The organism is bacterium (assembly GCA_040755795.1).
Taxonomy (GTDB): Bacteria; UBA9089; CG2-30-40-21; order CG2-30-40-21; family SBAY01; genus JBFLXS01.
The window spans coordinates 1-13,446 of record JBFLXS010000074.1 but is presented as its reverse complement, the minus strand read 5'-3'; the positions used below and the strand labels follow the sequence as shown (position 1 = coordinate 13,446).

Here is a 13,446-nt window from a genome sequence, read left to right as displayed (position 1 = left end):
TTCAAGGGGGTAATTTTGTCTCATTTAGTTCCCTAAAAGAACTTTTTTATGGAACATTTCTTACCTTTTATCCTACAATCTCACCATCAGAGAAACTAACATATCTCATTTTTATCAACCCTATCTTCCTTATCCAAAATAATAATCTTTTTTCTATTACCCCTTATATCTTCTTTTTTATGTCTGAATTGAAGTTTCAAGTAAAAAAATACTTGCAATTAATCTTAATTTAAGGTATAATATAAAAATATGTAAGCGTTCAGCATTCAGTTTTTGAAAGATGGCTAAATGCTGACAACTGATGGTTGACCGCTGAATGCTTACCTTTCAGGGGGTTAATAATGATGTTAAAAAATATCATAAGATTAGTTATTGCTATTTATTTAGGTGGGGACTTTTATACTTATGCGGCGGATAAGTTAGAATTAGATGAGTTAACTATAACTCTACCAACGACAACTGTTTCAAGCACATCCTCTCTTCCTTCTACTTCATCTACTCTGTCTTTTGAGGACATTTTTAATCAAACTTCAGAAGGTATCTCGACGCCAGCTCTTAAAGAGATAATCCCGCCTACTTCTATTAAAGATTTAACGGTTGTCCATAAAACACAGGATTCTATTTCCTTAACCTGGACTACTCCAGGAGGAAGTGTGACGACCTATGATATTCGCTATTCCCTTGTTCCAATTACAGATGAGAATTGGGATGATACTATCCAGGTAGAAAAAGAGCCAAAACCAGGGAGTTCAGGAACCCTTGAGCGATGGACGATAGGAAATTTATCTCCTCAAACTACCTACTACTTTGCGATTAAAACCTCAGATGAAGCATCAAATTGGTCTCCATTATCCAAAATAGCAAACTGCACAACCTTTAAATTAGAAGATACGGATATTCCTCAGACAATAAAATTTATAGTTGGCTGTGAATATGCGATGAGTAAAACTAAATTTACAGATATATTTCCGCTTATTGGATTAAAAACACATAATAGATTGAATGAAAGATTGAGTTTATTAACCAATTTCCAATTATCCAGTACCATTGCGGCTTCTCAATCATCATCAAGCGAATTAGTTCAAAAATCCCTCGAGTATAGTCTGGGTTTTTTATTTGAATTGTATAGATTTTCTGTTTTTAATAAAAACTCACTTAATAATGAGCGGCATAGCGTAAGTCTTGGATTATTACTGCGAGGCGGGGGTGTAAATGTAGATGATTCTATAACCAATATTTTCGTCAGGACTTTTTATGGAATTAGATTCTTAAATATTGGGCATAAACTTAATGGAGCATACTTAGATATTGGCATGGGCAGAAGTGAAAATTTTAGCGATAAGGAAGAACAACGGTTAAAAATCGAAGGATTCTTACCTATTTATAAGACAAAATTCAAAAATACTATTTTTGTCTCCTGCTTTTGTGACTCGGATGGATTAGGAGACAAAAAAGATGAACTAAAGTTTATTATTGGGTCTTTAGTAGACCTTATATAGAAAGACAAAGTGTATATTAAAAATGGATGAAAACATCAAGATATTGCATGAAAGAATTAATAAAGAAAGTGCATTTGTGGATGAAATTTTGTGTGAGATAGGCAAGATAATTGTTGGACAGAGGTCTATTTTAGAAAGGTTACTGATTGGACTTCTGGCTAATGGACATATTTTATTAGAGGGAGTTCCAGGATTAGCCAAGACATTGGCGATTAAAACATTATCTGCGACTATTCAAACTAAATTTCAACGACTACAATTCACCCCAGACCTTTTACCCGCAGATTTAATCGGGACAATGATTTATGAACAAAAAACTGGGGAATTCAAGGTTAAAAGAGGTCCTATCTTTGCTAACCTGATTTTAGCCGATGAGATAAATCGTGCCCCGGCTAAAGTCCAGAGTGCACTCCTTGAGGCAATGCAAGAAAAACAAGTAACCATTGGCGAAGCCTCCTATCCTTTACAAGAGCCATTTTTGGTCCTAGCCACTCAAAACCCGATTGAGCAGGAAGGAACTTATCCTTTACCAGAAGCCCAACTGGATAGGTTTATGTTAAAACTAAAAATTGACTACCCAAATAAAAATGAGGAATTAGAGATAATGCGTCGAATGACGAGAAAAGAACATCCTCAAATACAACCAATTATCTCACCAGCAAGTATTATAAAAGCACGAGAAGTAGTTAAAGATGTCTATATGGATGAAAAGATAGAACAATATATCTTAGACATCGTCTTTGCTACCCGTCAGCCAGAAAGATATGATTTAGATGACTTAAAACCTTTAATTGAATGGGGTGCTTCGCCAAGGGCATCTATTTATCTGTCATTAACCGCTAAGGCACATGCCTTTTTACGAAGACGAGGTTATGTTATTCCAGAAGATGTTCGAGCAATGGCAATGGAAGTTTTACGACATAGAATTATTATTTCCTACGAGGCAGAGGCAGAAGAAATGACTACGGAAGATATTGTCAGAAAGATTTTAAATAAAATTGAAGTGCCCTAAAAAGTAAGTGAGCAGTGAAGAGTGAAGAGTAGGTAGAAGTCTATCTTCACTGACTTCGGAATGCTTACAAACTATCAATAAGTTTTAATGGATTAATTTTATAAAGCCAGTTTTCCTTGATAGTAATAGCCCCTTGTGGGCAAAACTCCTGACAACAAAAACAACGAATGCATTTTATAGAGTCGATAATTAATCTTTTTTTCTCTACCTTTATAACCTTTGCCGGACAGAAGTCAACGCAGGTATGACAAAGATTACATCTAAAAGTATCTATAACAGGTTTAGGGATAAGATGTTGTTTTAAAGGTGTGCGGAGTCTTTTAGGAATATACACCCCCCACGCCGTATCTTCTGTTAATTCTGGTGGTAGTTGAAAATTCTTAATTTTAAATTGGTTCAAATTTTTGCTAACAACATTTATTTCATCAAGCGAAGTTTTTCCAATATTCTTTTCCTTTGCTACCCGAATAGTGTATATCTGCTGGCTATTAATGTTAAGGAGATGACAAATAACCGTATCAATTGCCAGACAATCAATACCACTGATAATTAGTCCAATATTTCGTCGTGTTCCATTGCTGGGTCCATTACCCTCCATACCAACAATTCCATCGACAATCGTCAAACCAGGTTGAATAAGGGTATATAATTCAACCAGCATTGTGGCAAAAAAATCGCGGTTAATACCCGCTCGCAAATGCCATTGTATCCGCTCATGCTTGGAAAGACATCCGTATAGATTTTTTACCCCTAATGTAAGTATCATATGGCCATGAGTTTTTAGTTTAGGCAAGTTAATGACCAAATCTGCATCGAGTACTTCTTTGGCAATATTGAATTCTTTGAAAGTATAATCTTTTGGGGATTGTGTGGAAAGGTATTGGCTAAAATCAGACAAAAAGATACCTTCATTCTTAATAAATTCGTTCAAACCCGATTTTTGTATCACCTTTGTCAGACTATGAATTCCTGGATTATCGCCGATTAAAGGGATACCGCCATATTCAATAACTAAATCCACAACTGCCTTGATAATCGTTGGATGGGTATTAACCGCTTTTTCGGGTGGTTTATCAGATAAAAGGTTAGGTTTTATCAACACCCGCATTCCTTTTTTGACAAACCTACCCATCCCACCAATAAGGTCAATACTGTTCCTCACAGCTCTGGCGACTTCTTCAAACTGATATTCAGGACATTCAACAATTGAAACTTCTGACATAGCCAATCTACACCTATAGTAAGTATTAACCAAAAGTTCACATTAGTATTGTTGATAGTTGATAGTCTATGAAACTATAAACTATAAACTATTTATTTTACCCTCTTGTAGCGTATATCGATTTTCACATCTATCACATTTGGCAATTTGTTCGATAAAATTCAGTTTTTCGCCACATTGGCACATCCACCCTACCTGTCTGGCAGGATTACCAATGACTAATGAATACGGTGAGACATCTTTCGTGACCACTGCTCCTGCACCGATGAAGGCATAATTGCCTATCGTCACTCCACAAACAATAGTGGCATTAGCACCGATAGTTGCTCCTTTTTTAATTAATGTATTGCGGTATTCATTCTTGCGAGAGACATGACTTCGTGGGGTGATAACATTGGTAAATACCATTGAAGGCCCACAAAAAACATCATCCTCTAAAGTAACTCCAGTATAAACTGAGACATTATTTTGAATCTTTACGCCGTTACCAATAACTACATCTGGACTTATAACTACATTCTGACCAATATTACAATTCTGCCCAATCTTTGCCTTTGCCATAATATGAGAATAATGCCAGATTTTAGTTCCATCACCAATCTCAGAGGGAGTATCAATGATAGCCGTTGGATGGGCAAAATATTTTTGTGCCTTTGCTGGTTCTTCAATATTTACCACCAGACCATTATTTTCTAATGAGAATTGAGAAGCCTGTAAAATCCTTAAAACCCGGACACCGTTATTTCCATCTGTTCTTGGAGTTTGCCTCGTGTTGATACAATCTAAAAAATGCAGGCATTCTTCTTGTAAAGGTTCTTTCATTTCAAAATCGACCTTTTCGGCATTTTCTTTCTTTGGAATTGGCACGCGGTCTATCCAATCAATTTTATGAGGATAAAGAAGTAGTTTATCTTCGGCTAAAACATCATCAAATACCGCCATTTTCTTATCGCCAATAACAATAAGTTTTTGTTCCTTGTAGGGATGAAGCCAGGAGACAAAGATATGTGCCCGGACACCACTTTTAAAGTTCAGGTGAGTTACCGTAATATCAGCAATTTGAGAATGTAAATAATTTCCACCCAAAGCACAAACCCTATGTGGTATTTCACCTAATAAAAGCAAGATAACCGCAATATCGTGTGGTGCAAAACTCCACAGGATATTTTCCTCCCGTCTTATTTTCCCAAGATTTAACCGACTTGAATAGATATAATTAATCTTGCCTAACTCTCCTTTATCAACCAGCTCTTTTAGTTTCAAGACTGCTGGATGATATTCTAATAAATGCCCAACCATCAATATCCTTTTATTTTCCTGGGCGATGGTAGTTAATTCTATTCCCTGTTGTGCCGTTAAGGCTAATGGTTTTTCACAAAATACATCTTTACCTGCAAATAAAGCCTCCCTGGTTAATTGATAATGTAATTCTGCCGGTGCAGAGATAACTATAGCATCAATCTCTTTATTGCTTAAAACTTCAGCAAATGCCATAGTTTTATTTACAAGTGGATAATCCTTTGCCAGTTGTTTTAATCTACCTTCATCAGCATCACAAATAGTATGAAGTGCCCCCAGTTGTGCAAAATTGCGGATAAGATTTTTCCCCCAATATCCTCCTCCAATTACCGCAATATTACTCATTCTTTCTAAACCTCCTGAATAACTATGGACTACATTGACCCTGTCAATGCCTGTAGCGTAGATTATCATATCACAAAATATCAAAGATTGCAAGCATTTTTTTACAGGAAGGAAAAACGCTCATGAACCTGCGGCTCACAAAGGGAGATGAAAATAATGAAAGAACAACCCCCTAACCCCCTTTATTAAGGGGGAATATCTGTTCTACACCATAGGATACGAGTCTGTGGATACTATACTAATTCGCTAATCTCTAATTCACTAATTCGCTATTTTCAGGGGAAACCCGCATGTCCCTGCGGAACACAAAGGACGATGAAAATATATGGAGTGCGGTAGCTTGCTACCGCTTTCGCAGGAGGAAAAGCGAAAGCAAGCTTTCGCACTCCAAAGACTATTTTCAGGGGAAACGGACATGCCCCGGTGGGACACAAAGGACGATAAAAATAAAGGAAGGTTGCGGGCGGGGAGGCTGAAGTCGAGCAACGCAGGCTACCAGCCTTCCCGAGTCCCGAACCCCGAGTCCCGAGTCCCGATTTTCAGGAGACCTTTATACTTTTTTCTTGACTTTTTCAATCTCTTTTTGTATACTTTATATTCCAAAAGGAGGGTGATTAAATATGATATTATCTAAACGAGCCTCTAAACTCTCGCCATCGATTACATTAGCCATAAGTGCTAAGGCTAAACAGATGCAGGCAGATGGAATTGATGTCATTGGCTTTGGGGCTGGTGAGCCTGATTTCGATACCCCAGAACTAATTAAAGAGGCAGGAATTACCGCCATCAAATCCGGTTTTACAAAATATACGCAAGATTCAGGGATAATAGAGTTAAAGAAAGCGGTCTGTGAAAAGTTAAAAAAAGATAATGACCTGATTTATGAGCCGTCTCAAATCCTGATTTCAAGTGGGGCAAAACATTCACTCTTTAACGCTATATTTGTGCTTGCTGATGAGGGAGATGAGGTTATCATCCCGGCTCCTTACTGGGTAAGTTATGAAGAACAGGTAAAAATGGCAGGTGCGACACCAACTATTGTTCAGACCAATGATGACTTTAAATTAACTCCAGAATTATTTGAAAAGGCGATAACCCCTCAAACTAAACTACTTATTCTTAATTCTCCCTGTAATCCAACCGGGGCAGTTTATGAAAAGGATGAATTAGAGGCTCTGGCGGAGATAGCCGTAGAAAATGGAATTTACATTGTCTCCGATGAAATTTATGAATATCTAATCTATGATGGTCAAAGGCACTTTAGCATTGCCAGTTTAAATCCAGCGGTCAAGGATTTAACCATTACCATCAATGGTGTCTCAAAGGCGTATTCGATGACTGGCTGGCGGATTGGTTATGCCGCAGGGACTAAAGAGATTATCCTGGCGATGTCAAATGTTCAATCGCATTCTACCTCTAATCCAACATCTATTTCCCAAAAAGCCGCTTTAGCCGCATTACAGGGACCTCAAGAATGTATTGCCGAGATGGTGGCACAATTTGATAAAAGACGCAAGTTTATTGTCCAACGGCTAAATGGGATTAAAGGATTTACCTGTAAAACCCCAAAGGGCGCATTTTATGCCTTTCCTGATGTCTCCTGTATTTATGGGACAAAATTTAATGAAAAAATGATTAATAATTCCTTTGGCTTAACTGAGTTTTTATTAGATGAGGCACGGGTAGCGGTCGTCCCAGGAGATGCCTTTGGCGCACCAAATTACCTCAGACTCTCCTACGCTACTTCTCTAAAAAATATTGAAAAAGGATTAGATAGAATAGAAAAGGCAATGGCTAAATTAGGATAAAGAAAGGTAACTATTCACCCTGTAGGAAAGTAGGAGAGTAGGGAAGTAGGAAAGGGAAAGAATTGGTGCAACAGATGTGCAGAGCGGCTGTTTCTATTCCAGCAAATATTGCAGAAGGTTTTACCCCTCTTCCTACTTTCCTACTCCCTACTTCCTACTTGCTTGGTATGCTGAATAGTTACAAAGAAAGAAACAATTATGAATCTTTGACTCACAAAGGAGGATGATAAAAAATGAAGGTATTAGTTAGTGACCCGTTATCAAAGGAAGGATTAGAGATTTTAGAGAAGGTAGAATCCATTGAAGTAGATGTCAAGACAGGACTTAAACCAGAAGAATTAGTGGCGTGCATTGGTGATTACGATGGAATGATTGTAAGAAGTGAAACAAAGGTAACTAAAGAAGTCATCGAGGCAGGTAAAAAATTACAGGTCATTGGTCGAGCCGGGGTAGGTGTGGACAATATCGATGTTCCATCTGCCACGAAAAAAGGGATTATTGTAATGAATGCCCCAGGCGGCAATACGGTTTCTACCGCTGAACACACAATTGGGATGATTTTAGCCCTATCACGAAATATACCACAGGCAGATAAATCTATGAAAGAAGGGAAATGGGACCGCAAAAAATATATGGGTGTAGAATTATGCGGAAAAACATTAGGTGTTGTTGGACTGGGAAGAATTGGCTCCTATGTTGCTCAAATCGGATTAGCCTTCAATATGAAGGTTCTGGCTTATGACCCTTATATTTCACAGGAAAAGGCAAAACGAATGGGGGTAGAATTATCTGAACTGGACGAACTCTATCGCCGCTCAGATTATATTACCCTGCATGTACCTAAATCTGATGAGACGAAAAAGATGATTTCTAAGGCAGAAATTGATAAGATGAAGGATGGTGTACGGATAATTAACTGCGCCAGAGGTGGATTAATTGACGAACAGGCACTTTATGAGGGGCTTAAGTTGGGTAAGGTTGCTGGTGCGGCTTTAGATGTCTATGAAACCGAACCGCCAGTGGATAGTCCGCTTCTGACACTCGATAACTGCGTTTTAGTGCCGCATCTTGGTGCCTCGACGATTGATGCACAGATAAATGTCGGCATAGAAATGGCTCAGCAGGTCGTAGATGCATTAACCAGTGGGGTAATTAGAAACGCCGTTAATATCCAGCAGGTCGCTCCAGAGGTATTCCAGGAAATCGCCCCATATTTAACTTTAGCCGAAAAAATGGGTTCTCTCCATACTCAATTGACCGTCGAAGGAATACAAGAAGTCGAAATAAAGATTTCAGGTGAAATTGCTGAGTATGAGGTTACGCCTTTTAAAGTTGCGGTGCTTAAAGGGATGCTGGCAACTATCCTTAAAGAGCCCGTCGTCAATTATGTCAATGCACCTTTTATCGCTAAAGAACGAGGGATAAATGTTGTTGAAAACAAAGAGGCAAAAGAAGAAGATTTTGTCAACCTCATTACCGTGACGCTAAAAACAGATAAAAAAACATCTCAAATTGCCGGCAGTATCTTCCAAAAGAATGATGCCAGAATCGTAGCAATTGACGGTTTTAGAATCGATGCTATACCTCAAGGTAATATGCTTGTTATCTCAAATATTGATAAACCCGGGGTGCTGGGCAAAATCAGCACCATTCTGGGTAAAAATAACATCAATATTGCCGGACTACAAATGGGTAGAAAAACTATTGGTGGTAAACAATTAATTGTCGTAAATGTCGATGAGCCTATACCCCAAACAGTTTTACAAGAAATTAATGCTCAGGAAGAAGTTTTAGAAACAAGATTGGTGAAATTATAGTGAGATATTTAGTCAGTTTTGATACCAACAAATTACCAATTATCAAAACAGACATTTTAATTATTGGTAGTGGTGCGGCGGGGCTCCGGGCGGCAATTGAAGCCGCTAATGAAGGTCAGGTGCTAATCATTACTAAGGATAAATTGAAACAGTGTAATACCGAGATTGCTCAAGGCGGTATCGCCGCAGTTTTAACTGAAAATGATACCTATGAAAGCCATTTACAGAATACCATAGAAGTAGGTGATGGGCTGTGTAATGAGGAAGCAGTTAGAGTATTAGTTGAAGAAGGTCCTCAACAAATACAGAATTTAATTGATTGGGGAGCAAATTTCGACCGCAAAGAAGGAAAACTACTATTTACCCAGGAAGCAGGACACTCTACCCGAAGAATAATCCATGCCAGAGGTGATGCCACTGGCACAGAACTTGAACGAATACTCCTCGCCAAGGTTCAACTCAAAAAAAATATCTCTATTTTAGAAAATACCTTTCTCATAGACTTACTAACTGAAGATAATATCTGTTACGGAGCAATTGTCCAGTCAAAAGGTAAGAAGAGAGAAATAATCTTTGCCAATCAAACGATTCTGGCAACTGGTGGGGTTGGTCAGATTTATCGTGAGACAACTAATTCCATTATTGCCACTGGCGATGGGATGGCGGCGGCTTATCGTGCTGGTGCAAGTTTGATGGATATGGAGTTTATCCAATTTCATCCAACAACACTTTATATTGCCGGTGCGGCCAGGGCATTAATCTCAGAAGCCGTCCGGGGAGAAGGCGGAATATTAAAAAATAAATACGGGGAAAGATTTATGGTTAAATATCATCCCGCTTTAGAATTAGCCCCAAGGGATGTCGTCTCCCGAAGTGTCTTGACTGAATTGAAATTAACCAATGATACCCATGTATATTTAGATGTGACCCACTTAGATGATGAATTCCTGCAAAATAGGTTTCCAAATATAATGAAAACCTGTCATTCCTTCGACATTGATATAAAGAAAGACTTGATACCTGTTAGGCCTACGGCTCATTATACCATTGGTGGGATTAAAACAGATTTAGAGGGCAAGACTAACATTGAAGGATTATATGCTTGCGGTGAGTGTGCCAACCCTGGTATCCATGGTGCAAATCGTTTAGCCAGCAATTCGCTTTTAGAATGTTTGGTTTTTGGATATAGAGCCGGGTGTTCAAAAAATAAGATAAAATCATTTCCACATATCTCTTATATCTTTGAAGGTAAATATCTAAAGGACTTAGATGTAGAAGATGTCCGCAATGCACTCAAAAGTTTAATGTGGCGAGATGTGGGTATTGAACGAGAAAAGGATACACTCGTCGATGCAGGAAAAGAAATAGACTTTTGGTCTTCGTATGTTCTGGCTAAAGAATTTTCAACCCCGGATGGTTTTGAATTACAAAATATGTTAATCATCGGAAACCTTATTCAGAAATCAGCGCTTATGCGTGAAGAATCAAGGGGCGTTCATTACCGCCAGGATTTCCCTACCAAAGATGATGCCCGATTCAAAAGGCATATTGAATTTCCGTAACTGTTCACCGCAGAGACACAGAGACGCAGAGAAAAAATTAAAAATTATTGGTAACTATACTCCAGTGGGGTATAAATTGTGATTATTTAAACTCGATATTCAAGTTTTTTTTAAGATTAAGTGGTTTATCCTTTTTTAACCGCAAAGAACGCAAAGATTATAGTGCTCTGTTAAGATTGAAGTTGCATGTTACTTAGGTAATCGGTAATCAGGTAATCCTTTACCGCAGAGACGCAGAGAAACAGAGAGGAAAATATCTTTTTTTCGTGTTTTTCGCGTTTTTCGGTGTTTAAAAAGGCCTAAAAACAGGTAACCGTTCAGGATATAGCCACAGAGCCACAGAGAACACAGAGGGAATATATAATCACGAATGAATTCTGTTAGATGTTTTACTATCTAACGAGATGAACCCGAATCTCCCTGAACAACAAAAAGATTTATAGTGCGAGGTTTTAGCCTCGCTTCTGGCAAGCCAGAAGGTGAACCTAAAGGTTCGCACTACATTTATGGGATATCACAGGTTAATTCGTGTCCTTATGTGACTAATTTCCTTAATTCTCTGTGAACTTTGTGCCTCTGTGGCTGAACGCTTACTTGTAACCTTTGTGAGCTTTGCGTCTTTGCGTGAAATATAATATCAGAAATGAGGAATCAAAAAATGACCAGGAAGGCTATATTTGTTATACTTATCTTCCTTCCATTTCTATCTTATGGAGGGGAATGGCAGGAATATTTCCAGGATGGAAGCCTGACAAACACAACCTTAAGCCCAATCCCAGGGGTAAAACATAAAAAAACACATCGTGCATCCATCAAACTTTCCTCCCAATATCCATTGTTTCAAAAAAGACCGTGGGAACCCCTGCCTAGTGATACAACAAAAAGATTCTTTGCAAACCAGCCAGAGCTTGGTGACATAGACAACGATGGAGACCTTGACCTTTTAGTAAGTAATAATACAAGTGGAACAATTACCCTATTTGAAAATATAGGGACAAGATATAACCCTGAATTCTCTCTAAAAGCCACTATGTTCCTGCCTTATGGTGAAGGAAATATAACCCTTGGTGATATAAATAACGATGGAATATTAGACCTCCTTTCAAGCCGTAACGACCATTATAACCCTTATATATATGGTTATAAAGGAAAAGGCAATTGGCAGTTTGAAAGGGATGAGACTATGGATATTAAGGATATTCCTCCCTCAGTCTATTATATACTGGAAGTTGTCCCTGAATTGGGAGACATTGATAATGATGGAGACTGTGACCTTATGGCTTTTTATCTGTATCAAGGAACAAATACAAGTAGATATGCGGATAGAAAATTCTTTGCCTATGAAAATAAAGCTGGTAGCCTTACCAGAAAGAATGAATGGGATGTTCCAACTTACTATAGTGCACCAATAGGAAACACATGGAATGCAAGTTTAGAGCTTTTAGATATAGACAACAATGGTTCACTTGACCTTATTTATACCAGTGATGAATGGGGATTCCCATATTGGTTTAGAAATACAGGGACAAACTCCCCTATCTGGGAAGGGGTACTTCCTGAGTATATGCCATATCTTCCCCTGTCAATAATAATTGGTAGATACCAGGACCCCAATGATTGGGATTTTACTGAAGATTTTCTAGGAGGAACAATTGGCTTTGCAGACCTTGATTGTGATGGAGACCAGGATTTCCTGATTGGCTCTTTTGACACAATATTTATTGCCTTTGAGTGTATGGGGCTAATCTTTAATAATAATCTTAAGGTATATGTTCCATACTTTGAGCTAAAGCAAAAGACCAATATCATTGGAGACCATGTAGGAAGACAAATCCTCTTTGCTGATTTTGATAATGATGGAGACTATGATGAGGTTCATGGTGAAGCAATACCAAGCTGTAATGGAAGTTATTTAATATTTTCTAAAAACAAGGGAACACCTGAGGAGGCATACTTTGTTTTCCAAAAATCCCTGTTAGGAACCATACTCCTAAAAACCCCTTACTGGTATGAAGGTGTCTTTCCAACCATTGCAGACCTTGATAATGATGGAAGGATAGACCTTCTTGTTGGATACCTCTCAAACCTTATAGGAGGCTTTCGCAATATAACCAGCACAGAGACATTAAACTTTTCTTCTCAATGGGATATAACAGGAGAATTCCTCTTTTCTCAAGGTTTAAAGGATCAGTTGGATACCTTATTCCCTGTTCCATTACTAATAGACCTTGATAATGACAAAGACTATGATTTGATTATAGGAACATACAAGGTATTCCTCATCCTTGAGAATACTGGAGGAACAGCCTCTCCTACCTGGGAAAGGAATACATTATGGGAAAACAATACAAGCTGGGAACTTCCATATGGAGGAACAGGTTATTATAAAAATACTGTGTATATTAGAATGGCAAGTGCTGACTTAAATGGAGATAATCAGGAAGATCTAATATTTGGAGGATATTATAAGTATTATGGAAGTGAGACATGGGGCAGGTTTTTGCGGGTATATAAAAGGGTTGGAAGCCCATACTTTGAAAGAATGCCAGAATGGGAAGAGAATATAAAAGGGGTCTGTGGATATGATGAGTTTCTTTCCTTTGTAGACTATGACAACGATGGAGACTATGACCTTGCGGTTGGATATGTAAGCTCAGGACCACTCCTTAATTCATTAAATATAGCCCCCCACCATCCCCTTGGCACCTATACCTCATCTATCTTTGATGCAGGCTCCTCAGTTGTCTTTGAAAGCATCTTCTGGAAAGAGAGAAAGCCATTTTCAACAGAACTTTCTATGTATGTTCGCTCGGGTAATTCTACCAGTACCTTATCTTCATGGAAAAAGGTAAGCAATGGAGAAAGCCTTAATCTTAACGCAA

9 protein-coding genes and 1 pseudogene are annotated in these 13,446 nt (G+C 38.3%); 8 read left to right on the top strand and 2 right to left on the bottom strand.

Going from position 1 to position 13,446, the window contains the following annotated elements; genetic code table 11:
• The 3 genes from AB1414_07050 to AB1414_07040 all read left to right on the top strand — a co-directional run.
• The coding region (locus tag AB1414_07050) for a hypothetical protein (protein MEW6607199.1) at nt 1–233 on the top strand (233 nt) is incomplete at its 5' end.
• A gap of 108 nt (nt 234–341) precedes the next feature.
• The gene (locus tag AB1414_07045) at nt 342–1,499 is read left to right on the top strand and encodes a fibronectin type III domain-containing protein (GenBank protein MEW6607198.1); all 1,158 of its coding nucleotides are present in this window, start codon (nt 342–344) and stop codon (nt 1,497–1,499) included.
• 22 nt (nt 1,500–1,521) lie between these two features.
• Nucleotides 1,522–2,511 carry a MoxR family ATPase gene (locus AB1414_07040; GenBank protein MEW6607197.1) on the top strand — a complete coding sequence of 330 codons (990 nt, stop codon included), beginning with the start codon at nt 1,522–1,524 and terminating at the stop codon, nt 2,509–2,511.
• A 64-nt stretch (nt 2,512–2,575) separates the two neighbouring features.
• Here the strand turns inward: AB1414_07040 and AB1414_07035 are convergent, their stop codons facing one another.
• Together AB1414_07035 and AB1414_07030 are read right to left on the bottom strand one after the other, a co-directional pair.
• Nucleotides 2,576–3,733, bottom strand: coding sequence for a DUF362 domain-containing protein (locus AB1414_07035; GenBank protein MEW6607196.1), 1,158 nt, complete (start codon nt 3,731–3,733; stop codon nt 2,576–2,578).
• An 81-nt stretch (nt 3,734–3,814) separates the two neighbouring features.
• The gene (locus AB1414_07030; protein ID MEW6607195.1) at nt 3,815–5,377 is read right to left on the bottom strand and encodes a Gfo/Idh/MocA family oxidoreductase; all 1,563 of its coding nucleotides are present in this window, start codon (nt 5,375–5,377) and stop codon (nt 3,815–3,817) included.
• 620 nt (nt 5,378–5,997) lie between these two features.
• Between AB1414_07030 and AB1414_07025 the strand changes: the two genes are divergently transcribed.
• The 5 genes and pseudogenes from AB1414_07025 to AB1414_07005 all read left to right on the top strand — a co-directional run.
• Nucleotides 5,998–7,185 carry a pyridoxal phosphate-dependent aminotransferase gene (locus AB1414_07025; GenBank protein ID MEW6607194.1) on the top strand — a complete coding sequence of 396 codons (1,188 nt, stop codon included), beginning with the start codon at nt 5,998–6,000 and terminating at the stop codon, nt 7,183–7,185.
• Nucleotides 7,186–7,244: 59 nt separating this feature from the next.
• Nucleotides 7,245–7,412, top strand: a pseudogene (locus AB1414_07020) (four helix bundle protein).
• 6 nt (nt 7,413–7,418) lie between these two features.
• Complete coding sequence (gene serA, locus AB1414_07015; GenBank protein ID MEW6607193.1) at nt 7,419–9,002, top strand: phosphoglycerate dehydrogenase; 1,584 nt, start codon at nt 7,419–7,421, stop codon at nt 9,000–9,002.
• Nucleotides 9,002–10,564 (top strand): L-aspartate oxidase, encoded by a 1,563-nt coding sequence (gene nadB / locus AB1414_07010; GenBank protein MEW6607192.1) that lies wholly within the window; start codon nt 9,002–9,004, stop codon nt 10,562–10,564. Before serA ends, nadB begins: the two co-directional genes overlap by 1 nt.
• 643 nt (nt 10,565–11,207) lie before the next feature.
• On the top strand, nt 11,208–13,446 hold a 2,239-nt coding region (locus tag AB1414_07005; protein ID MEW6607191.1), incomplete at its 3' end, for a VCBS repeat-containing protein.